The 22695-nt window shown below is 37.6% G+C and carries 20 protein-coding genes; 10 read left to right on the top strand and 10 right to left on the bottom strand.

The genetic code is table 11. The annotated features are described in order from the left end of the window. Positions 1-147: 147 nt before the first annotated feature. Together surE and CSB87_RS19555 are read left to right on the top strand one after the other, a co-directional pair. On the top strand, positions 148-1119 hold the full coding sequence (gene surE / locus CSB87_RS19560; RefSeq protein ID WP_079377104.1) for a 5'/3'-nucleotidase SurE: 972 nt from the start codon (positions 148-150) through the stop codon (positions 1117-1119). Between the two features lie 11 nt (positions 1120-1130). Then, the gene (locus CSB87_RS19555) at positions 1131-1775 is read left to right on the top strand and encodes a hypothetical protein (protein WP_004887171.1); all 645 of its coding nucleotides are present in this window, start codon (positions 1131-1133) and stop codon (positions 1773-1775) included. Positions 1776-1810: 35 nt separating this feature from the next. On the opposite strand, the gene CSB87_RS19550 is transcribed toward CSB87_RS19555, so the two are convergent. Further along, positions 1811-2251: an HD domain-containing protein gene (locus CSB87_RS19550; protein ID WP_004887174.1), complete on the bottom strand. Its 441-nt coding sequence runs from the start codon at positions 2249-2251 to the stop codon at positions 1811-1813. A 295-nt stretch (positions 2252-2546) separates the two neighbouring features. Here CSB87_RS19550 and CSB87_RS19545 point away from each other — a divergent pair, with 295 nt between their 5' ends. The 3 genes from CSB87_RS19545 (at position 2547) to CSB87_RS19535 (ending at position 5459) form a co-directional block, all read left to right on the top strand. Next, positions 2547-3878, top strand: coding sequence for a type II toxin-antitoxin system HipA family toxin (locus tag CSB87_RS19545; protein WP_004887176.1), 1332 nt, complete (start codon positions 2547-2549; stop codon positions 3876-3878). Then, positions 3875-4183, top strand: a complete 309-nt coding sequence (locus CSB87_RS19540; RefSeq protein WP_004887177.1) for a helix-turn-helix domain-containing protein — start codon at positions 3875-3877, stop codon at positions 4181-4183. Before CSB87_RS19545 ends, CSB87_RS19540 begins: the two co-directional genes overlap by 4 nt. A gap of 727 nt (positions 4184-4910) precedes the next feature. Beyond that, a complete protein-coding gene (locus CSB87_RS19535; protein ID WP_004887179.1) occupies positions 4911-5459 on the top strand; it encodes a TetR/AcrR family transcriptional regulator in 549 nt (182 codons plus the stop codon). Positions 5460-5528: 69 nt separating this feature from the next. Here the strand turns inward: CSB87_RS19535 and CSB87_RS19530 are convergent, their stop codons facing one another. Next, on the bottom strand, positions 5529-7469 hold the full coding sequence (locus CSB87_RS19530) for an AAA family ATPase (RefSeq protein WP_004887182.1): 1941 nt from the start codon (positions 7467-7469) through the stop codon (positions 5529-5531). Positions 7470-7655: 186 nt separating this feature from the next. Between CSB87_RS19530 and CSB87_RS19525 the strand changes: the two genes are divergently transcribed. Beyond that, a complete protein-coding gene (locus CSB87_RS19525; protein ID WP_004887184.1) occupies positions 7656-8174 on the top strand; it encodes a GNAT family N-acetyltransferase in 519 nt (172 codons plus the stop codon). A 179-nt stretch (positions 8175-8353) separates the two neighbouring features. On the opposite strand, the gene CSB87_RS19520 is transcribed toward CSB87_RS19525, so the two are convergent. From CSB87_RS19520 to CSB87_RS19510, 3 genes are all read right to left on the bottom strand, one after another. Continuing rightward, positions 8354-9394, bottom strand: a complete 1041-nt coding sequence (locus tag CSB87_RS19520; RefSeq protein WP_004887186.1) for an NAD(P)-dependent alcohol dehydrogenase — start codon at positions 9392-9394, stop codon at positions 8354-8356. 22 nt (positions 9395-9416) lie between these two features. Further along, positions 9417-10175 (bottom strand): SDR family NAD(P)-dependent oxidoreductase, encoded by a 759-nt coding sequence (locus CSB87_RS19515; protein WP_004887188.1) that lies wholly within the window; start codon positions 10173-10175, stop codon positions 9417-9419. 88 nt (positions 10176-10263) lie between these two features. Next, a complete protein-coding gene (locus CSB87_RS19510) occupies positions 10264-11187 on the bottom strand; it encodes an alpha/beta hydrolase (protein WP_004887191.1) in 924 nt (307 codons plus the stop codon). Positions 11188-11296: 109 nt separating this feature from the next. On the opposite strand from CSB87_RS19510, the gene CSB87_RS19505 reads away from it, so the two are divergent. Continuing rightward, the gene (locus CSB87_RS19505) at positions 11297-12196 is read left to right on the top strand and encodes a LysR family transcriptional regulator (RefSeq protein ID WP_004887193.1); all 900 of its coding nucleotides are present in this window, start codon (positions 11297-11299) and stop codon (positions 12194-12196) included. Positions 12197-12246: 50 nt separating this feature from the next. On the opposite strand, the gene CSB87_RS19500 is transcribed toward CSB87_RS19505, so the two are convergent. The 3 genes from CSB87_RS19500 to CSB87_RS19490 form a co-directional block, all read right to left on the bottom strand. Then, entirely contained in the window at positions 12247-13326 is a 1080-nt protein-coding gene (locus CSB87_RS19500; protein ID WP_004887196.1) for an HlyD family secretion protein, read from the bottom strand. Positions 13327-13339: 13 nt separating this feature from the next. After that, positions 13340-14974 (bottom strand): MFS transporter, encoded by a 1635-nt coding sequence (locus CSB87_RS19495; RefSeq protein WP_004887198.1) that lies wholly within the window; start codon positions 14972-14974, stop codon positions 13340-13342. 141 nt (positions 14975-15115) lie between these two features. Next, on the bottom strand, positions 15116-15760 hold the full coding sequence (locus CSB87_RS19490; protein WP_004708743.1) for a TetR/AcrR family transcriptional regulator: 645 nt from the start codon (positions 15758-15760) through the stop codon (positions 15116-15118). A gap of 204 nt (positions 15761-15964) precedes the next feature. Between CSB87_RS19490 and CSB87_RS19485 the strand changes: the two genes are divergently transcribed. Further along, the gene (locus tag CSB87_RS19485) at positions 15965-16375 is read left to right on the top strand and encodes a hypothetical protein (protein WP_006580906.1); all 411 of its coding nucleotides are present in this window, start codon (positions 15965-15967) and stop codon (positions 16373-16375) included. Positions 16376-16392: 17 nt separating this feature from the next. On the opposite strand, the gene adeS is transcribed toward CSB87_RS19485, so the two are convergent. Then, a complete protein-coding gene (adeS, locus tag CSB87_RS19480; RefSeq protein WP_106105141.1) occupies positions 16393-17460 on the bottom strand; it encodes a two-component sensor histidine kinase AdeS in 1068 nt (355 codons plus the stop codon). Positions 17461-17491: 31 nt separating this feature from the next. Next, a complete protein-coding gene (adeR, locus tag CSB87_RS19475) occupies positions 17492-18235 on the bottom strand; it encodes an efflux system response regulator transcription factor AdeR (RefSeq protein WP_004887203.1) in 744 nt (247 codons plus the stop codon). 145 nt (positions 18236-18380) lie between these two features. Here adeR and adeA point away from each other — a divergent pair, with 145 nt between their 5' ends. Together adeA and adeB are read left to right on the top strand one after the other, a co-directional pair. Then, positions 18381-19571, top strand: coding sequence for a multidrug efflux RND transporter periplasmic adaptor subunit AdeA (adeA, locus tag CSB87_RS19470; protein WP_106105140.1), 1191 nt, complete (start codon positions 18381-18383; stop codon positions 19569-19571). Continuing rightward, positions 19568-22678: a multidrug efflux RND transporter permease subunit AdeB gene (gene adeB / locus CSB87_RS19465; protein ID WP_004887205.1), complete on the top strand. Its 3111-nt coding sequence runs from the start codon at positions 19568-19570 to the stop codon at positions 22676-22678. The genes adeA and adeB overlap by 4 nt, the downstream gene beginning before the upstream one ends. Positions 22679-22695: the final 17 nt, after the last annotated feature.

Below are 22695 nucleotides of genomic sequence, written 5' to 3'. Positions count from 1 at the left end.
TTGATAAAAAGAAATATAGCAATAACTTATAATATAATTATTTAATTTTTAATGGAAAAATATTTGGATTTTTACGAGTGCTTAGTCACTAAACCTACATATAGCCCAACTACTATACAAATCAAAATTTAAGAACATGGTAGTTAAGTGATGAAAAAAAGTTTATTGGGCGGCCTTATTCTGTCTTTGTGTACGACTCAAGCTTTTGCATTAAATATTTTATTGGTTAATGATGACGGTCTAACCAGCAATATCAAAGCACTCTATGATGAATTAAAAGCAAATGGTCATAACGTGCTTGTGTCTGTACCATGTTCACCACAAAGTGGTCGTGGTGGTGCAATTGTCATGTACAGTTCAACAACGATTAACGCAGATAATGATAAGCAAATTACGGCTGAAAACGGTTGTCACAATGGTGCAGCACCGATTGGCGCACCTGCGGCTGGAACCTTTACCAAAGCGGGCTATACCAATGGCGACTGGAATTACACGCATGGTACGCCAGTCATGGCAACCGTTTATGGACTAGACGTGGTTGCACCAAAGCATTGGGGTAAAGCACCAGACTTAGTTTTATCTGGCCCAAATGAAGGCCAAAATGTCGGAAAAGTCGTTGTACACTCTGGCACGATTGGCAATGTACAGTTTTCAGCAGGTCGTGGCATTCCATCTATCGCATTAAGTGCCGATACCAACACGGTAGATGACAAAACTTTAAATAACCCTAACTCTGCGATTGTGGCAAAGCAAACCGTAGTGTTATTAAAAGAATTACAAGCTAAGGCAGGCAAGGGCCAGTTGTTGCCAAAAGGCATTACCCTCAATGTGAATTTCCCTAAAAATTTAACAACCAGTACGCCGTTTGCATTTTCAAAAATTGGGACGTATGACTTATATAAATTAAAGTTCCAAGTGACCAAAGATAGTAAAGGCAACAACCAATTTGGTTTAGGAATAGACGCGGCACCATCGGCACCAACTGCCGCTCAAATGTCGGATGAAAGTGCTGTAATGCAAAGCAAAATTGCTGTGACTGCCATGCAAGTTGCTTATGACCAACGACCAGCAGGTCAAGAATGGCTTAAAATCCGTTTAAAAAGCTTATTTAATAAGTAAGGAGAAAGACCATGAAACGTTGTTTATTGGTTTTACTCCTTGGGTTTGGATTGGCGGCTTGTAATGACAATGATCATGATGACCAAGTCTCGACTGAAAAACCTGCCTTAGCACCAAGCTTAGATGTCGGTACTTATATTATTAGTACCGAAACTGATGAAGAGTTACCTATGGCGGGTAAATACTATTCTGGCGCAGATGGAACTAAATTATTGGTTTTAGATGATGATGAAAACCGTGCCAAGATTGTGATGAGCTACGATGCCAAAAATAAGACTTGGAAGAGCAACCAGTCTAATCAAGCGATGACAGTTGAATTGGCACATTATGAAAAAATTGCTGATCAAAAACTTTTGCTTAATCAATTGGTCGGCACCTACGATTTATCGTTTCCAGATGGAACAACGGTAAATGCCGAGGTGAATGCACAAGGCAAAATTGTCTCGAAAGATCCAAATTGTGTGTTTACGGGTGTGATCACTGAAAGTGCATTAGCCAATACGGCAAACTATCAACTTACCGATAACAAGTGTGATGCGCTAAAAAATAACTCGAAAGGTTATGTTGTGGTAGATGAAGATTTAGAGCCTATGAGTTTTAGACTTGTATCTGACACGGTTGCATCAAAAGACATTTGGGCATTTGCACAATCTTAAAAATAAAAAAGACAACGGATTCATTTCGTTGTCTTTTATTCCAACCTATCTTGCGCCGTTGAAACAGTTAACATGGTTTGAAGGTAATAGTCGACACGTGACTGATTATTTTCTTTATGTGAATTATGCGCATTAAAAGCTGCATCATGAAGTTTTACGACTCGAGCGATCGGGTTCAAACCACAACGAATTAAATATTCTTCGCGTGTTTCATCTTCACGTTTAGTTAATGCATCTACTGCATCACGGACTTCTTTTCCAAATAAGCTTTCGATTTTTTCTAGGGTAAGAGGCGTGTCTTCAACACTATCGTGGAGAAGAGCGGTAATAATATAGACTTCTGAAAATTGATGCTCGATTAATGAATTGACCACACCTTTAATATGGTAATCAAAGTAATCATGAGGACCATACTTTTGACCTCGATGCGATTCTTTTGATAATTTCTCTGCCAATTCAACTTTATTTTGAGTCATTTTTTGCTCTTATTACTTTAAGTATATGACACGGCCTAATGGGCGAGATGGGTAGTTTAAGTCATAATTTTATACTGAATAAGCTACTTTGTTGTGAATACTCTCGTTTGTTTGGTGAATCTCCACAATGTAATATTCAACATATGAAAACGGATAAATAAATTATTGCTATCTATAAATATGAGATGCGCAAAAATTTGCTCACTTTTATCTAAAATAAATCAAATTGAGCAAATATATTCACAAAAACTTATTTTTATAGTATTTTTGAGAAAATAATTGCTCATTTACACGAATGAAAAAATTAACAATACAGGCTTTACTAAATAAAAACTGGATAGATATAGCAGAACTAAAACTGCTGAAACCTAAGTTGGGTTCGGCTAGCGCCAGTGAACTAGAATATGAATTGGATTATGCAATTCAATATTTAGACAGACGAGATGAGCACGCCTGTAGTTTATCACTTCCTGTACAAATTCTTATCAAACACGAATCGGACACATGGTTTGGCTTTTTAGATGATATTGTTCCATCTGGCGCTGCACGCCGTTATTGGGTGAATTATCTAGATTTACAACGCTTAACCTATGCGGAACAAGAAAGTATTCTATTAGAAAAAGGTGGGATGGCACCTGTTGGTAATTTACGAATTAAAGAAGCATTGCCTCCACTAAACCCAGAGTCAACCTTGCACTTACGTTATTTTAGTAAGGAAGATGTGGCTGAGCGTAATATTGATTTTCTGGAATATGCTCAACAAATGGGAGCAATTAGTGGTGGTGCAACTGGTGCAGGCGGTGAAGCTCCCAAGTTGCTTATTCGTGTTTCACCAGAACAAAAAGTCTGGATTGACACCTACCAAGAAAAATTTGATCAGCCAGATCAGCATTATTTAGTTAAATTTCCGCGAAATAAACGTAGCGAGATTGATTGCGATATTCTCAGAGCTGAATATTATTACTATCAAATACTCAATGAGTTAGGTTTCAATACGATAGAGACGACTCAAATGCAGCTCATTGAAGGTACAAAATATCCGTCATTGTGGCTTCCAAGATTCGATACAGAATGGTGTGATCAATATTGGCACCGCTATGGTCTAGAGTCTGTGTATTCGGTACTAAATAAGTCTTCTGGCAGTCATCTTAATCATTTTGAAGTGATTGAAGATCTATGTAGATTACTCACAAGTATTGATTCAGATTTTGATGTACCACAATTTATTTGTGAGTGGTTACAACGAGATTTACTCAATATCATTTTTGGTAACTCAGATAACCATGGGCGTAATACATCATTTCTAAAAAAATCTGGAAAAATTTATCTTTCGCCTATTTATGACTTTGCACCTATGAAAGCCGATCCGGAAGTTGTGACCAGGTCGACGACTTGGGGAAGTCCGTACGAGGAAGGTGGTGAATACCGTTGGGCGCAAATTACACAAAAACTTGCTCCTTGGTGCGATCCCGATTTATCTCTAGCAACATTAAGGACTTTGGCGAATAACCTGCTTGGCTTAAAGCAACGATTAGTTGATAAAGGTGTACCAAAACAAATTATTGAAATGCCAGCGCTGTCATTTGATTACATAGAAGCTAAATTGAAAAGATGGGAACTGCTATGAATGTAAAAAATCAAACCAAAGACCGTCAGCAGATTCTTATAGATTTATATAAACAATATTTGTTGAGTGAGATTACTTTGGGGCAATTGCTATCGTATTTACGCAAAAATGTGTTGGGTTTGTCGCAAGAACAATATGCTAATTTGGTGGGTATAAGCCGTCGGACTTTAACGGACATTGAGCAGGATAAAGGTAAACTCACTCAGTCTGTGTTAGATAAAGTGTTTAAACCACTTGGTTTAAAAGCAGGGCTTGTACCTACGCATGAACATATTGTTAGCAAAATTATAAAGCCAAACGAGTAAGAAACTATTTAAATGTTCACAAGGGAACGCTTGTGAACACTAAAATGATAATTTTTGAACCAATCTAATATATAAATTTTTTCAACTTTAAAATTTAACTTAATGATATAAAAGCAGATTGTAAATATTACTTAAGAATATCCTTAATTATGTAATTAAATGAAAAATAATAATTATTTAAATATTTTCTAGCCAATTTCACATTGACACTTCAAATATTGGAGATTACCATTTGCGGGCTGGCCTACATCGCCAGACGGTTTTAGCAGACCGTTCACTCCGCATCAGAATTTATTCCTTCTGAGGGATAGTTCTATGTGTACCTCTCGTCTCTTTCCCGTAGCGGTAGGACGGGAGAGGGACACCTACGGGTGTGCTAGTTGAGTGACTAGTCTGCTAACCCTCTTTCGTTCTGCCACCATAAATCTTATGCTTTGGCAGAACTCCATATATAAGGAGTTAGCTTTGCGCATCCATCATTTCTTGGCACCCATTGCCAAAAGCTATAACAACACAGCTTAAAACATTTAACACAGCTTGGTCGCCGTAAGGCTTTTTCAGGCTTTAACTCGTTATTACTTAAAACTTTCATCAACAACTAAAACTTGAGATGTGCTAGGCACAGTCTTTACGGCTTTGCTACGCCTTTTTTTCACCTTTAGAAAAGTGGAAGGCTTTTATATCTCATTTATATACAACAAAAAATTTAATTTATAACGGTAAAAATATGCCAAATTTAGTTCTCCCAACACGTGCATTAAAAGTCGTCAATAAATCAATTGAGCTGTTCCATTACAACGGGTTTCATATCGTGGGTGTCGACAGACTTGTGAAAGAGTCAGAAATACCAAAAATGACGTTTTATAACTACTTTCAATCTAAAGAACGCTTTATTGAAATCTGCCTGATGGTGCAAAAAGAACGACTTCAAGAAAAAGTAGTCACTATGCTCGAATACGACCACGACACAAGCGCAGCCGATAAACTCAAAAAGCTCTATAACTTACACGCAGACATAGACGGGCTGTATTACCTATTATTTAAAGCCATTTTTGAAACGAAAAATAACTACCCAAACGCCTATACAACCGCCGTGAGATATAGAACATGGCTCACCAACGAAATATATAGCCAGCTTAGAGCACTTAACCCCGATGCTTCTTTTACCGATGCCAAACTATTTTTATATATGATCGAAGGCGCTGTCATTCAGCGTTTAAGCTCAGATGAAGTTGATGAAAGGGGGTTGGAGGTGTTTTTGAGGGGGATGGGGTGAGGGTATTATTATAGCTATTTTATAATACCCTTTTAAAAATGTAAGTTTAGGTGCTTTTCTGAGAAGAAATTAAGTATTGCAGGCTTCAATATGTTTAAAGATCTTTTCGCAAAGTTCTTTTGCAGGTTCGGTAAGCACCCAATCTTCGTAAGTCATTAAAATTTTGCATATTTCACAAAAACTGACTTTGTCATCAATTGTACCAGAAGCATCTGAAAATAAGCGAGGTGGATTTGATTGAAGTAATAAGTTCTTATCTTTGATAATAATCTCATCAATAATTTTTCCGATACCTTCACTACTTATAAAATTAGTAGAAGAATTCAATTGATCGATATCAAAATTAGAAGTATCTTTAGTAAATCCTCTATGATTTAGATTGATAATGGTTTCATCGTTTAATGTGATTTGATCCTTTGTTTTATTTATTCCTTGAAACTTTATCAAACATGCCTTATGAATTATCGATGAATCCAATGTATTTTCTATTTCTTTACAAGGTAGAATATAAACATTCTCTGGTTTTAATTCAGATTCCCATTCTTGTAATCTTTTTGCTTTTCCTTCATTATCCCCGTCCGCTAATAATAATATATTTTTAGAAATAGCTTTGGCAGTCAGGCCTTTGCTATTTTCAAGAAATTTTAGTGCCTCTTCTTTTGATGGATAATCATCAATAAAACTCCAATGTGTTATGTTTCCACCAGCATATTCAATAAAAGTATAATGGAAGTTAGGCATAAAGCTTTTGTATTTTTTATACTTTTCAGGTTTTGAAAATTCGATTTCCTTTAAATATTTATCCATTAATTTAGATAAATACATTCTGTCAGTAACGCCTTCAACCCAAATTGTACAATTAGCTAGATAAACAGATGAGGGGCGAACTCCTAAAGATGTTAATAATTCATGGTCTTTGTCACAATTATAAATTTTGAAAGAAAACGTCTTATCATCATCTAATACTTTGATAATTTTTTGAATTGTGACTTGATCTGATTCATCTACCATATCTAACAAGTGGTTAGAATGTGTGGTAAAAAAATAGTAATGCTGTGTTTCATTTAAGTAGAAATTCATTAACTGACGCACCATTCCTGCGTGCATGTGTAGTTCAGGTTCTTCTATAAAAAAAGCATGAGTCTTATCTTTTTTAATAAAAGCCTCATAGGTCATAATGATAGCTTGTTGTAAACCATCTCCTAATTTATAAATTGGAAATTGTTCTTCATCACCAATTTTAATATGGACTACGTCATTTTCATTTCCATTCTCATCTTTACCAAACATCGGAATTAATGTAACTACATCATTATCAAAAAAATATTGACTCAATTTTTCTTCATATTTTTTGATAAGTTCACGTTGTTCAGGTTTACCAAGTAAGTGAATTTTTAATTCATAGTATAAACATTCACCGGTAATTATATTTTCAGCATTAAACCTAGACTTATCTTGAAAGTAATCCTTTTGGGCACGTTCCAGATAAGGTTGTTTATTATTTATATCTGTTACAGGTCGCATACCTCTTAAAGTAGGGATATAAAATTTATCTTGAAAAAGATCATTTATCTTTTCTATATCATCTTGACTAAAATTAATATCTTGATAATTGGCTTCCGAGCGATAATTCGTTGGTAATCTGGAAAACATTTGATCTATTTTTGAAATATAATATATAAGTTGGTTGAAATTACCTATTTTAGAGTTTGTGAAAAAAGCATCATAATATCCTTTCATTTCTATTAATTTTTCACGATGTTGAGAAAAATCGTTAATTAACATAAAATTTTTCAATCTTTTGATATTTTTTAAAATTTCAATATGTCTAAAAAAATTGCTAGGATAATCGGAAATAAATAAATTTCTAAGAAAACGGCTTTTTCCAGAATTATTTTTACCGATAAAAAAATTTAGACGCTTTATTTCAATAATTTCGCCATAGTCTTCCACATTGTCAGAAGAATATTGATCTAAATCATGCCCCCAATAGTATAATTTTTTGTTCATTTGAAAACTCTGAAATTTATAGGCTAAGTTAATTAATCATATAAATTTAGTATATAAAACTATGAAAATATTAACAATGATGAGAAAATTGCTTAATTGAAAGTTGTCTTTTCTACACATGCTAAATCTAATTAAGGATTGCGAACCATCCTAATAAATTTTTTTCAAATAACTTTGAGAAGAAATATGAAAAATATTGAAATTTTAGAAATAAATGAAATTGGCGATTATGAAGAAGGCTTATCGCTACTGTTAGAAGATTCTATTAATAGCGGAGCTTCAATCGGTTTCTTAGCTCCCGTAGAAAAGGACGATGTTTTAAATTATTGGGGTGAGGTCAACCATAAATTAGCACAAGGTAGTAGCCGTCTATGGATTGCCATTCAACAAGGAAAAATCGTAGGTAGTGTCCAATTATCCTTAGTAAGTAAAAAGAACGGCGTTCATAGAGCCGAAGTTGAAAAACTCATGGTGCTCACATCTACAAGAAAACAAGGGATAGCAACATTACTAATGAATGAACTAGAAAATTTTGCACGAGAAAAGGGCTTGCGATTACTTGTTTTAGATACACGTGAAGGCGATGTGTCCGAACTTTTATATAGCAAAATTGGATTTGTTCGTGTAGGTGTAATTCCAAGTTTCGCATTAAGCTCAAACGGGAACTATGACGGCACAGCCATTTATTATAAGCAGCTTGTTTAGTTGCTATAAGTATCTATAGAGCAACTCATTGATCACTTAATTTTTATATTCAAAGTCTTTTCAAATAAATATTCAGTTAAAAATTTCTAGCTGAGAGGGGTATTATCTTCAATCTTTTGCGCTGATTTTAGAAAGGAAACAACTCTCAACTAGAAAATTTAGTCAGAAACTATCTGAGTTTATAAAGTGCTCATATCAATGACAAAACGATACCGCACGTCAGAACGTTCTAGGCGCTCAAATGCCTCATTAATTTGATCCATACGAATCATTTCACAGTCAGGTAAAATATTTTGACGGGCGCAGAAATTCAACATTTCCTGAGTTTCAGCGATACCGCCAATCATAGAGCCTGCAATTCGACGGCGGCCCATAATCATTGGAACGGTAAACGGCTCTTCAAGTAACCCTAATTGCCCAACCACTACAAAAGTTCCATCAATATCTAATAATGGAATATAAGGGTTAATATCATGTTTTACCGGCACTGTATCCAAAATCACATCAAAGCCATTCAATGCTTGTTGCATGGCAGCCTCATCTGAAGTATCTAACAAATGATGGGCACCCAATTGCAAAGCATCCGCTTCTTTATTTTTTGAACGGCTAAGTACCGTGACATCTGCACCTAGGCCTACAGCAAGTTTTACTGCCATATGACCCAAACCACCAAGCCCGATAATACCTACACGAGTACCGGGGCCAACATTCCAAGTACGTAGAGGAGAATAGGTAGTAATGCCTGCACATAGTAAAGGTGCTGCACGCGAAATATCTAAACGGTCCGGAATGCTTAAAACAAAATGCTCCTTCACGACAATATGTTTGGCGTATCCACCATAGGTATTTTCACCTGTGACACGATCCTGACCATTATAGGTTTCGGTCAGGATTTCACGGCACATGTGCTCTTCACCTTTTTGACATTGATCGCACGCCATACAACTATCAATAAAAGTTCCCACGGCGACATGATCACCAATTTTGAACTTGGTCACATCTCGACCAATGGCAATTACTTTGCCAACAATTTCATGACCGGGAACCAACGGGTAGACCGCGCGTCCCCAGTCGTTTTTTGCCATATGTAAATCTGAGTGGCAGACGCCTGAATATAAAATCTCGATTGTCACGTCATCGCCATTTGATTCGCGACGTTCAAATGTGAAAGGCACAAGGGACGTGCCTTGCTCTACAGCAGCATAGCCATAAGTTTTCATCTTTAAATCTCAACTTTTGAATTTATGAGCCAAGAACTACTCGAGGGTAAATAAGATCTTTGAGATCGAAGCCATTTTGCTCATTGACAATGCCAACCACTTTGTCGCTTTGATACAGTTGGTAGGCATAATCCGCTAATTGTTCAGCGCTAATAAATGCTTCTGGACTAAATAGGTGGTCGCCATCTATGCCGCCATTAACAGAAGCTTGGCCTACAAATTCGGTTGCCGTTGCACCCGGTGCCAAGACTTTAACTCGCATTTTTTTGCCTTGAGACTGCATAGCTAAAGCTAGACCTTCGGTAAACGAGGCAACATAAAACTTGGTGGCGCAGTAGGTGACTGCAATATCAAATTGGGCGTATCCACCAATTGAAGCGGTATTGATTAAGGTTGAATCTTTGTCTGCATAATCTTTTACATACAGCAAAGATAAATCCGTCAAAGCCTTAATATTCAGGTTGATCATATCGTTGGCTTTCTCTAGGTTAACATCCCATGGAAAGCCATAATCACCAAAGCCAGCATTGTTAATGAGGACATCAATCTGGAAAGAATTTAACTTTTCATAAAGTTGTTTTGCACTGCCATCTTTACTTAAGTCGGCAGTTTCAATATGTACTTTAATGGCAGGATATTTCGATTCAATATCTTGTTTGATTTGCTCAAGTGCCTCAATGCGGCGGGCAACAATAATTAAATTAAAACCTTCAGCCGCAAATTTATAGCTCAGCGCTTTACCGATACCCGAGCTGGCACCAGTGATAAGAACAGTTTTCATAGATATATTCAGCTTATAAAGAGAGGGTGAAACACGAGGTGAAGGGAGTGGAAAGTTTCCCTGCTTGAGAAACTTTCCAATTTATGAATTAAAGATGTTTTTGAAAAAATGGAATAATTTTTTCTAAGGCTTGAGCAACAGGTTCAGGTTGATCATATAAGTCATAATGACTTGCATCTTTAACCACAAAGAGGTTTTTATCTTTAGAAGCCGCTTTGCTATATAGCTCATAACCGTCACGATATGAACCGAAGCCTCCCGGAACTCCACCAATCACAATTTGTAAGGGTTGGGTGAGTAGGTGATCTGCCAAATGAAACGCATCAAACCCAACAGCAGCCGCTAAACCTGAAAAGCGAAGTTTATTTGGTGAACCTTCTGCCTGACCGCGCGGGGTTTTGTAGTAATCTACAGCTTCTTTAATATCAATATCATGAATGCCAGCTTGTTCACGCTCTTGTTGTGAGTTTGGAATGTACTGGGTAATAAATGGTTCGGCACCACGAGCTTCCGCAGTACGCTGTGCTGCAATGGCTTCTAAAGTTTTAATGGCAGCTTCAGGTGTTTGGTCGCCTTCACGCATTAAACGACCATAGTTTGCTGCAACCACAGTTGCGACTGCTTTAAAACGGCGTTCAGTCATAGCAGCATTAACAGCATAACCGCCACCACCACATACGCCTAATACACCAATACGGTTTTCATCGACATAAGCAAGCGTTGTTAAATAGTCGGCTGCACAGCGGAAATCTTCTACACGTGTTGCAGGGTCTTCAAGGAAACGTGGTTCGCCACCGCTAGCACCTTGATACGATGCATCAAATGCTAAAGTAATAAACCCAGCTTCAGTAAGTTTTTCACCATAGATTGCGCCGGCAGTTTGTTCTTTACAGCTACTAATTGGGTGGGCGCATACAATCGCTGCATATTTTTTGTTTTCATCAAAATCTTTTGGAAAACGTATGGTTGCAGAAACATCAATATCTTTATTTTTAAAAGTTACAGTTTTCATCATTTTTCTCCAAGAGAAGAACTATCTCGATGAAACCAATATACCCCTAGTGATTCATTATGATAATCCACTATAATGAGATAGCACTTATATTGAATACTTATAAATAATGAAAGAAAATCTGAATGATTTGCATACATTTATTGTGGTTGCACAGGAGCGAAGCTTCACTCGTGCGGCTGCAAAACTTAGAACTTCACAATCAGCCATTAGCCAAACGCTCCGTAATTTAGAGGACCGAATTGGTATAAAGCTATTATCAAGAACTACCAGAAGTGTCGCACCGACAGAAGCAGGTGAATATCTGCTTAGCTTGATTCAACCTGCCATCGAAGAAATAGAACATGGCATGAATCAGCTCAGTGCTTTAAAAAATGATCCGGCAGGAACATTACGTATTAGTGCCGATGAATATGGCATCCAGACTGTTTTATGGCCCGCCGTTGAAAAAGTTATACAACAATTTCGAAAAATCTCAGTCGAAATTACCTCTGATTATGGTCTGGTCGATATTGTAGATGGTCGTTTTGATGCAGGGCTTCGAAGAGGCGGTTTGGTTTCTAAAGACATGATCGCTTTACAAATTAGTGAACCTATACAAATGCTGACAGTGGCTACCAAAGAATATTTAGAACGTTATGGTCATCCTAAGCAGCCAAAAGATTTAGTTGAACATCAATGTATCAATTTAAGGTTACCCACACATGGTGAACTCTATCGTTGGCAATTTACCAAAGGAAATAAAACGCAGAGTGTTAACGTTAACGCTAAAATTGTTTTCACAACCTTATCTCCCGTGCTTCAAGCAGTAAGAAGTGGAGTAGGCATCGCTTATCTACCTATTGATATGGTTCAGCCTTATATTGAAAGTGGTGAACTGAAAGAAACGCTAAAGGACTGGCGACATAGCTATGAACCGTATCACCTGTATTATCCGCATAGACGTGAGCAAGCGCCTTTATTAAATATCTTAATCAATGCATTAAAAGAAAATTTTAATAAGGTATAGCGCTTAATCAGATTGATCTTCTTAAGCGCACTTATTTGAAATAATAAGTATTAATTCATTACTGTGGTAATCACGGACATTCCCGGACTTAAGCGATTTAAATCTTTTTGATTTGGATCAATCGCAATTCGCACCGCAATGCGCTGTACCACCTTGGTAAAGTTTCCTGTCGCATTATCCGGTTTAATAACACTAAATTCAGAGCCGGCAGCAGGTGAAATTTCTTCTACATGACCTGTGAATTTTTGATGGCCCAACGCATCGACCGTAAAAGTAGCTTTTTGGCCAATACGCATGTTTTTCATTTGGGTTTCTTTAAAATTGGCAATCACCCAAGTCTTTTGGGGAATTAAAAAAAGCAATTGAGAACCCACTGATACATATTGTCCAACACGTGGATTGACTTCACCCAACTGTCCATCCATAGGTGCATAAATCACACTATAATTTTTAGTTGTTTTTGCCTGATCCAGTTGAGCTTGGGCATTATTAACCTCAGCCTGTAAACCGACTTTAGCCACTTGCGCCGTTTTTAAAGCCTCCTTTGCAACCGACAAATTTGCTAAAGCTTGTTTAAGAAGTGCCAAATTATTTCTTTCATTGGCAAAAGCTTTATCTTGTTCGGATTGTGAGGCAGCACCAGAGCTTCCTAATTGTGAATAACGTTTTGACTCAGCCACAGAAAGATCATATTCAGCTTGAATCTGATCCACTTTTGCTTGCGCTGAGGCAATATCGGCCTGACGCTGTGCAATAGTCTGTTGTTGATTGGCCAAATTATTTTTTGCTTGTTCAACCATTGATTGTGCCTGAACTACTTTTTGATCATAGGTTTGAGCATCAATAATCAGGAGCGGTTGACCTTTTTTGACATGATCAAAATCTTTCACTAAAACACGTTTTACATAACCATTGATTTGTGAGGATAAAATCGTGGTTTGACCTTTAATATAGCTGTTATCGGTTTGTTCACTGTTTAGAGCAAATGGCGGTAAGTGCCATGCCCTGAAAATAAACAGTACTCCGACCAGTAGTACAATTGCCATAATAATAAGGGTCGATTGCTTCGGTTTAATTAATTTGGAACTAAACTGAGCTGAAGAACCCAGTGTTTGTGCTTGTTCAGCCATTTTAATTACTCACTCATGCTTGTTTGCGTGCGCTATAACGCGTCCATAACAATGAAGTCACGCCAAAGATAAATACGAGGGTTGCCAGTAGCGCATTGATTTTGATTACGTCATTAAATGCGAGAACTTGAGCTTCACGGGTAACAACTTGATTTAAAGATTTTTGTGCATAATTCTGCTGAAAATTGGGATCGGTACTGTTTTGTCGAGCCTGATTGCTATATATCTGAAGCCGAGACTCTACCGTAGCATTGGTTGTATCTAGATTTGTGTAGATCGCATTTTGATGTAGACGAGTTTGATGTTGCTGGTAGGTTGAAAAGAAAGACGTACCGATTAACCCACCTAAGTTTTGAGTAATTCCCAATAACACCGCAAAAGTCACCACACTCCATTGGCTGTGTTGTAGTACACGGAAGTAGCCAATCAATACGAGTGGTCCCATAAAAATACCGCCTGCGCAGCCAATCAAAAACTGCGAAAGGTAGAGATTATGAGGTCGAATATCATGCGTGAGGCCAAGATCTAAACCGCAACCGATCAGAATAAGCAGTTCTGCAACCAGTAATTGCTGCATTAATAGGTGTTGTTTAAACGTTAAGATACTTGCAACGCTTCCAACGAGAACACCCAGCCCAATCATGCCGTAGAGTCCTACTAATTGTTCGGGTAATAAGCCCATCGCTTGTAAAAAATGTCCGACCGCATAGTTTTGTTCTGACATGAGAATGCGAATTGAAAAGGCACCGATCATAAACGTAAGCGTCGATTTCATGACAAGCCATTGGGTCACGATGAGCGGATGTTGGCGATGATGTTCAATCACAAGACCAATGACTAAGAGGACAAAGCCCAAAGCAAGGGCATAAGCAATCCAAGTGTTGTTAAACCACCAAACAATAGGGCCTTGAACAAGTACTGCACTGAATAAAGCTATGGCAGGAAAGATAAAAAGAAGGGGAAAAATATCGGCTTTTTCTAATACGGCAGCTCGGATACTACGCGGTAATTTGAGGCTGACCACCATTGCTAAACAGCATAGATAAAGTCCAAGTTCAAAATAGGCTAAATCTGTCCATCCTTCACCGTGGGTAATGCCGGGTGAAATCATCCATGCCAAAGGTAAACCAAACTGTTGTAGGCCTAAAATGACATAAATACCTTTCAGTGCTGACGGTTTTTTAAAAGACTGAATAACATAGTGTGCGCTCATCGAAGTCAGAGGAGCTGCGACAATACCTGCAAAAAATCGAACCGCTAAAGCCATTTCATAGCTATTTACAAGTAAATGTAAACCAATACAGATACAGCATAAAACTAAACTGATTTCAGCAAATAAACGAAGTCCAAACTGTTGCCTAATTTTAATGACATATAAATTTGCAGCAGTGTTTCCAATAACGAAAGCTGCAGGTAGCCAAGCTGCTTCACTTGGGGTAAGGCCAAATTCACCTTGAAAGAGCAAAGCATTGGAAATAATTAAACCATTTCCTAGACTTGCCGAGAGTGCGATAAATACACCAATAAACAAGTAAGCCACTCTCAGGTGATTCGGATGCTCAATTGAGGCAGGTGAGCCAATCAATGCTGGACGTTCTGTCTCCGTCCAGTTAGGCATAGGCTCTAAATATTTTGGCGTTCTTTGCATAACTGAAGCCTCTGCTTCACAAATTTAAGGCGTAAAAATCTACCGACGCATTTAAAATGCAATCGTTTAGATAAGTGAGAACGTAAAAAAGAACGAGAGCTGGGTACGCTTCGTTCTTAAGAAATGAGCATATTTCTAGGCTTATTCGAGCTTATGAAAATTTGTATGAAATAGCGCATATAAATTTGTACGGAAAAGATTATTGATATTGATTGTCTCAATATTTTGTAGCATGCCGTTATATAAGACACCCATCCATGTGGGTGCAATGAGTAATAGAGAAAACTCTTTTGTATTTACAGGCGCAATTTCTTTGCGATCTATAGCAATTTGGATTAATTTTTCAAATTCAACCAAATATGGGGAAAGGATGCGTCGAAAGTAAATTTCCTTAATATTTGGAAAATTTTCACCTTCTTTTAAGACCAATCGTGAAATGCCATCTCGGCCAGATTTTTCAACAGTACCCACAATTTTATCTAGATGTTCTAGCAAAAAAGAATAAACAGTTTGATTTTCCTGTAAATCTGTAGCCCGAATTAAACGAAGATCTTGTTGTAAGATATCTTCAATCACACCTTCAAAAAGTTCTTCTTTGGTTTTGAAATAAGAATAAATCGTACCATTGGCAATGTTTGCTTTCTTTGCAATATCGCTAACTTTGGCTTTAGCAAAACCCACCTCTGCAAAATGGATACGTGCAGCTTGAAGAATAGCTTCTTTGGTTGCTTGTGTTTTTTCGAGGCTAGGGCTACGTTTACGTTTTACAAGCTGAGGCTCAGTCATAGTTAATAAAAGTGATTATTTATTCATTTTTATTGTATTTAAAAATGAATATTAAGTCAATTTTATAAATTTATAGCGCTTAATGGTGTTTGGCTTATGCAAACCGAAGTTTTTTTAAACTGCTACAGAACACGAAACCTCTTACTTAATAAAGAAAAAAATGTATAACATTAAATGTTAAAAGACTTATTACACATCGCATCTATGAAGAAAAATACAAAACTTGATCAAGATAAGTTGTTTATTAAATTACTATTTAAGTCCTCATCGGAAGTAACCGAAGACGAGGTTGAATACTATCGAAAATATCCCGATCAAATTGATCAAGTCACAGCACCTATAAACATTCATAAAGTATTTTTGTGGACGGGTGCTTTTTTAGGAATTGTGGTGGTCGCTATAGCGAAATTCTTCAAATTTTCTGGCACATTAGATTTTTTGTCTGAAGGCGTGCTCGAGTTTGTGATAGATATTATTTATGAAACCGGCATTGCCTTAATTGGGGCAGCAGTCACAGCTTATGTGTTAGGTGTACTCTTAAACAAACAACAGGAAAACGCCACAAAGTGGCGAGAAGAAATTCGTAGAAAAATAAATGAGAGTGAAGAGTTGTAACGCTAAGGTTTTTCTCGCTAACCCATAGAAATTTTTATGGTAAAAATACTTTTTGGACCCTGACTACTGTATTCAATAGTACCTTTCATTGCCACAATAATTGCGTGTACAACAGCAAGTCCTAAGCCTGTACCACCAAACTCTTTATTTCTTGATTCTTCTAATCTAAAAAAAGGTTTAAACAAATCATCTCGGAATTCGGTTGCAATTCCCGGGCCTTCATCTTCAATTTTCAATGTCCAGTTTTGTGAATCAACTACTGAAGAAATTTTAAGTTTACCTGCATTTGAATAACGAATAGCATTGTCAATTAAAGCAATTAAAACTTGCTCTATACGACGGCGGTCACTAAAAACAGGAGTCGTTGTCAGATCTAGTTCTGGCACTAGCTTCGCTTGTTGCAAGCGATCTTCAAATGCATTGAGAACCTTTTCAAGTACCGACTTAAAGTCAAACAATTCATAATTTAATCTGAGTTGCTGGTTTTCGACCAAACTTAAAGTCCGTAGGTCTTCGACTAAGTGTGATAATCCTTCAACTTGGTTTAAAAGGCTTTTAAAAAGAACTTCATCAGGTTTAAAAACACCATTAATAATTCCCTGTAATCGACCTTGTAAAATGGTTATGGGAGTTCTTAGCTCATGGGCTATGGCAGCATTCCAAACTTGCGCATTTTTAACAGAAACTTCTAGCTTTTGAGCCATATTATTAAAGTTATATAAAAGTTCTGACATTTCAGCAGAATGAACTCGATTGTCATAAGCTCTAGCAGAGAGATCGCCTTGACTAATTTTTTTGGCTGCTTCTGCTAAGAAATTAATCGGTATAATGAAACGCTTCGCAAGATGCATACCGATCACTAAGGAAATCATACTGCCACAGAAGATTACAGTACATAACCAGATCCAATCTACGAGGTGGAAGCTTGTCCAGTCTTCTTGAATTGAGCTTAAAGTAATCCAGCCTTTTTCAAGCGCATAATTATAAACCAGATACCCCATTAAAATAGAAAATAGGGTAACACTTAAGTTAACGATACTTAATGCGATAAAAAGCTGTTTGCTAATTCCTAACTTATATTTCATAACATATTCTCTAGCTATATTTTTATATTATTTAGACATCATCTTTCACAGCTAGTGGATTATCCAGTCTATATCCCACGCCACGTACATTAATGAACATTTGAAGGATTCCTTGTTCTTCTAATTTTTTTCTCAGTTTACTGACATGGCTATCTACGGTTCGTTCTAGGGCATCGCTATCATTCATACAATGATTCATGAGTTCACCACGTGTAAAGACTTTATGTGGTTGGTCAATCATGAAGGAAATAATTTTATATTCGGTCAGCGTTAAATTAAGCAAGATTTTCTTATTCTCAGAGTGTATATAAACACTATGAGTGTCAGTATCAATTTCAATATTTTTATAGATCTTATTTTTATTAGAAGCTTTATTTGCAAATTGAGTTCTTCTTAATACTGCCTGAACTCTAGCGACCACTTCATTTGGGTTAAATGGCTTAACCACAAAGTCATCTGCACCTATGCGTAGTGCCATCACCTTATCAATATCTTGATCGAGCGCCGTTAGCATAATCACGGGAGTTTGAGCTTTTTGACGTATTTTATTTAGCACTTCCCAGCCATTTAGCTCGGGTAATTTAATATCAAGTAAAATTAAATCAATAGGTTGGCTAGCGTGCAATTCAATGGCCTGTTTTCCATTCATGGCACGAATCACACTCATTCCTTCACGTCTTAAATAATTTTCAATAATGTCGCCAATATCGTAGTCGTCTTCTACCACAAGAATAACTTTATCTTGGCAATCAAAAGAAAAAGAATGATCGAACATAGAAAATCTATCTATTAAAGCGCTTCAATCCATCATACGCTAAATTATCCGTGTTTCTCCACACTTCCTCCACACTTTAGCGATTATCCCTACACACTCATCAAAAATAATACGACCATCAAAAAACTCCCTAGGTTCGGACAGTATGCAAAAGCATCTTTTACTTCCTTTATTTTTATCTATTGGGCTTATATTACAGGGGTGTGATTCAAAAGAAGCAACTCAACCTGAGCCACCGCCGGCTAAAGTCAGTGTATTAAGTATTCAACCGCAATCGGTAAACTTTAGTGAAAATCTTCCTGCACGGGTACATGCGTTCCGTACGGCTGAGATCCGTCCACAAGTGGGAGGCATCATTGAAAAGGTTTTATTTAAACAGGGTAGTGAAGTTAGAGCAGGGCAAGCTTTATATAAAATTAATTCAGAAACTTTTGAGGCAGATGTAAATAGTAATCGGGCTTCGTTAAATAAGGCTGAAGCAGAGGTTGCGAGGCTCAAAGTTCAGCTAGAACGTTATGAGCAGCTCTTACCAAGTAATGCAATTAGTAAGCAAGAAGTAAGTAATGCCCAAGCTCAATATCGTCAAGCTTTAGCTGATGTCGCTCAAATGAAAGCAGTATTGACTCGACAAAACTTGAATCTGCAATATGCAACAGTTCGAGCGCCTATTTCCGGCCGGATTGGACAATCTTTTGTTACTGAAGGTGCATTGGTTGGTCAAGGTGATACCAATACCATGGCAACCATCCAGCAAATTGATAAAGTCTATGTTGATGTAAAGCAATCAATTAGTGAATATGAGCGTTTACAAGCTGCTTTGCAAAGCGGTGAGCTAACAGCAAATAGTGACAAAACCGTTCGTATTACTAACAGTCATGGGCAGCCTTATAACGTAACAGCAAAGATATTATTTGAAGATATTAATGTTGATCCTGAAACGGGCGATGTTACGTTCCGTATAGAGGTAAATAATACTGAACGAAAATTACTTCCTGGCATGTATGTGCGCGTCAATATTGACCGTGCTTCTATTCCTCAAGCGTTATTGGTTCCGGCACAAGCGATCCAACGTAATATTAATGGTGAGCCGCAGGTATATGTTATTAACGCTAAAGGCACAGCGGAAATTCGTCCTATCGAAATTGGACAACAATATGAGCAATATTACATTGCCAACAAAGGCTTGAAAATTGGCGATAAAGTTGTTGTTGAAGGCATTGAACGCATTAAGCCAAATCAAAAATTGGCAATGGCTGTATGGAAAGCACCAGCCGTTGTAAATGACGCTCCAAGTATAGAAAAGAAAGCTTCTACAACTGAAGGAGCTCAATCATGATGTCACAATTTTTTATTCGTCGTCCTGTTTTTGCATGGGTTATCGCGATCTTTATTATTATATTTGGATTGCTAAGTATTCCTAAATTACCAATCGCGCGCTTTCCAAGTGTAGCTCCGCCACAAGTAAATATTAGTGCGGTTTATCCGGGTGCTACAGCTAAAACTATTAACGATAGTGTCGTCACCTTAATTGAGCGCGAATTATCGGGTGTAAAAAATCTACTCTACTATAGTGCGACAACAGATACCTCCGGTACAGCAGAGATTACTGCTACGTTTAAACCGGGCACGGATGTCGAGATGGCTCAGGTCGACGTTCAAAATAAAATCAAGGCTGTAGAAGCTCGTTTACCGCAGATTGTGCGTCAGCAAGGTTTACAGGTGGAAGCTTCATCGTCCGGATTTTTAATGCTGGTCGGGATTAACTCTCCAAATAATCAATATTCCGAAGTTGATTTAAGTGATTACCTTGTTCGTAATGTTGTAGAAGAGCTAAAACGTGTCGAAGGTGTAGGGAAGGTTCAATCTTTTGGTGCCGAGAAAGCTATGCGTATTTGGGTCGACCCAAATAAGTTAGTTTCTTACGGTTTATCAATTAGTGATGTGAATAATGCAATTCGAGAAAACAACGTCGAAATTGCACCCGGTCGACTTGGTGATTTACCCGCTGAGAAAGGGCAACTCATTACTATTCCACTGTCTGCACAAGGGCAATTGTCTAGTGTCGAGCAATTTAAAAATATCAGTTTAAAAAGTAAAACTAACGGTAGCGTTATCAAGTTATCTGATGTTGCAAATGTTGAAATCGGTTCCCAAGCCTACAACTTTGCTATTTTGGAAAATGGTAAACCTGCGACTGCGGCAGCAATTCAGTTAAGTCCCGGTGCGAATGCCGTGAAAACTGCCGAAGGTGTTCGAGCAAAAATTGAAGAGCTAAAGTTAAATTTACCAGAAGGCATGGAGTTTAGTATTCCTTACGACACCGCGCCGTTTGTTAAAATTTCAATTGAGAAAGTAATTCATACATTACTTGAAGCCATGGTTCTGGTTTTCATTGTGATGTATTTATTTTTGCACAATGTCCGCTATACGCTTATTCCAGCAATTGTGGCACCTATTGCCTTACTCGGTACTTTTACCGTAATGCTACTTGCCGGTTTTTCAATTAACGTACTCACCATGTTCGGTATGGTGCTTGCCATCGGGATTATTGTCGACGATGCGATTGTCGTGGTTGAAAACGTAGAAAGGATTATGGCGACTGAGGGATTAAATCCTAAAGAAGCAACATCTAAAGCAATGAAAGAGATTACCAGCCCGATTATTGGTATTACACTGGTATTGGCAGCAGTATTTTTACCAATGGCATTTGCGAGTGGTTCTGTAGGGGTTATCTATAAACAGTTTACCTTGACCATGTCGGTGTCTATTTTATTTTCAGCGCTATTGGCACTCATTTTAACACCGGCACTTTGCGCTACGATTCTAAAACCAATTGATGGGCATCATCAGAAGAAAGGCTTCTTTGCATGGTTTGACCGCAGCTTCGATAAAGTCACTAAAAAGTATGAGTTGATGCTGCTTAAAATCATCAAACATACTGTGCCAATGATGGTGATCTTTTTAGTGATTACCGGTATTACCTTTGCCGGAATGAAATATTGGCCAACTGCATTTATGCCAGAGGAAGATCAGGGCTGGTTCATGACTTCATTTCAATTACCTTCAGATGCAACTACGGAACGTACCCGAAATGTAGTCAATCAATTTGAATATAATTTGAAAGATAACCCCGATGTAAAAAGTAATACCACTATTTTAGGTTGGGGCTTTAGTGGTGCAGGACAAAACGTAGCGGTGGCTTTTACTACCCTTAAAGACTTTAAAGAACGAACTGGTACGGCATCAGAAATGACGAACGCCGTGAATACCTCGATGGCAAATAGTACGGAAGGTGAGACCATGGCTGTATTGCCACCTGCTATTGATGAGTTAGGTACTTTTTCTGGTTTCAGTTTACGTTTACAAGACCGTGCTAACTTAGGTATGCCAGCTTTATTGGCTGCTCAAGATGAACTTATGGCAATGGCAGCCAAGAATAAAAAGTTCTATATGGTTTGGAATGAGGGGTTGCCACAAGGTGACAATATTTCTTTAAAAATTGACCGTGAAAAGCTGAGTGCACTTGGTGTTAAGTTTTCTGATGTTTCAGACATCATTTCTACATCAATGGGTTCAATGTATATCAATGACTTTCCTAATCAAGGACGCATGCAACAAGTCATTGTACAAGTTGAGGCCAAATCACGTATGCAATTGAAAGATATATTGAATCTGAAAGTCATGGGTTCAAGCGGTCAATTAGTATCTTTATCTGAAGTTGTGACGCCACAATGGAATAAAGCACCGCAACAATATAACCGTTACAACGGACGTCCATCTTTGAGTATTGCCGGTATTCCGAACTTCGATACTTCATCGGGTGAGGCAATGCGTGAAATGGAACAATTGATTGCGAAATTACCGAAAGGTATTGGTTATGAATGGACGGGTATTTCTTTACAGGAAAAACAGTCTGAATCTCAAATGGCCTTTTTACTTGGTTTATCCATGTTAGTTGTTTTCCTTGTATTGGCTGCACTCTATGAGAGCTGGGCAATTCCACTTTCTGTGATGCTGGTTGTGCCACTCGGTATTTTCGGCGCAATTATTGCCATTATGTCTAGAGGCTTAATGAATGATGTGTTCTTCAAAATTGGACTCATTACCATTATTGGTTTATCGGCAAAAAATGCAATTTTGATTGTTGAATTTGCAAAAATGCTGAAAGAAGAAGGCATGAGTTTGATTGAAGCCACTGTTGCAGCAGCTAAACTTCGATTACGTCCAATTTTGATGACTTCTCTTGCGTTTACCTGTGGTGTAATTCCTTTGGTGATTGCTTCTGGTGCAAGTTCGGAAACTCAACATGCTTTGGGTACAGGAGTTTTTGGCGGCATGATTTCAGCAACCATTCTGGCTATTTTCTTTGTTCCCGTATTCTTTATCTTCATTCTGGGTGCAGTAGAAAAGCTATTTTCCTCTAAGAAAAAAATCTCTTCCTAAATTCAATGCATCAGAGG

The sequence above is a fragment of the Acinetobacter sp. AR_0276 genome, from assembly GCF_003000705.1.
In the GTDB taxonomy this organism is placed as follows: Bacteria; Pseudomonadota; Gammaproteobacteria; order Pseudomonadales; family Moraxellaceae; genus Acinetobacter; species Acinetobacter nosocomialis.
The sequence above is the reverse complement of the archived record's forward strand: the minus strand, read 5'-3'. Positions and strand labels throughout refer to the sequence as shown.

Coding starts and splice junctions, on each gene's coding strand:
- CSB87_RS19515 (WP_004887188.1), bottom strand. CDS start 10,175: ATGAAAACTGTTCTTATCACTGGTGCCAGCTCGGGTATCGGTAAAGCG.
- CSB87_RS19500 (WP_004887196.1), bottom strand. CDS start 13,326: ATGGCTGAACAAGCACAAACACTGGGTTCTTCAGCTCAGTTTAGTTCC.
- adeA (WP_106105140.1), top strand. CDS start 18,381: ATGCAAAAGCATCTTTTACTTCCTTTATTTTTATCTATTGGGCTTATA.
- CSB87_RS19525 (WP_004887184.1), top strand. CDS start 7,656: ATGAAAAATATTGAAATTTTAGAAATAAATGAAATTGGCGATTATGAA.
- adeB (WP_004887205.1), top strand. CDS start 19,568: ATGATGTCACAATTTTTTATTCGTCGTCCTGTTTTTGCATGGGTTATC.
- CSB87_RS19530 (WP_004887182.1), bottom strand. CDS start 7,469: ATGAACAAAAAATTATACTATTGGGGGCATGATTTAGATCAATATTCT.
- adeS (WP_106105141.1), bottom strand. CDS start 17,460: ATGAAATATAAGTTAGGAATTAGCAAACAGCTTTTTATCGCATTAAGT.
- CSB87_RS19505 (WP_004887193.1), top strand. CDS start 11,297: ATGAAAGAAAATCTGAATGATTTGCATACATTTATTGTGGTTGCACAG.
- adeR (WP_004887203.1), bottom strand. CDS start 18,235: ATGTTCGATCATTCTTTTTCTTTTGATTGCCAAGATAAAGTTATTCTT.
- CSB87_RS19550 (WP_004887174.1), bottom strand. CDS start 2,251: ATGACTCAAAATAAAGTTGAATTGGCAGAGAAATTATCAAAAGAATCG.
- CSB87_RS19510 (WP_004887191.1), bottom strand. CDS start 11,187: ATGAAAACTGTAACTTTTAAAAATAAAGATATTGATGTTTCTGCAACC.
- CSB87_RS19555 (WP_004887171.1), top strand. CDS start 1,131: ATGAAACGTTGTTTATTGGTTTTACTCCTTGGGTTTGGATTGGCGGCT.
- CSB87_RS19520 (WP_004887186.1), bottom strand. CDS start 9,394: ATGAAAACTTATGGCTATGCTGCTGTAGAGCAAGGCACGTCCCTTGTG.
- CSB87_RS19495 (WP_004887198.1), bottom strand. CDS start 14,974: ATGCAAAGAACGCCAAAATATTTAGAGCCTATGCCTAACTGGACGGAG.
- CSB87_RS19535 (WP_004887179.1), top strand. CDS start 4,911: ATGCCAAATTTAGTTCTCCCAACACGTGCATTAAAAGTCGTCAATAAA.
- CSB87_RS19545 (WP_004887176.1), top strand. CDS start 2,547: ATGAAAAAATTAACAATACAGGCTTTACTAAATAAAAACTGGATAGAT.
- CSB87_RS19490 (WP_004708743.1), bottom strand. CDS start 15,760: ATGACTGAGCCTCAGCTTGTAAAACGTAAACGTAGCCCTAGCCTCGAA.
- CSB87_RS19485 (WP_006580906.1), top strand. CDS start 15,965: ATGAAGAAAAATACAAAACTTGATCAAGATAAGTTGTTTATTAAATTA.
- CSB87_RS19540 (WP_004887177.1), top strand. CDS start 3,875: ATGAATGTAAAAAATCAAACCAAAGACCGTCAGCAGATTCTTATAGAT.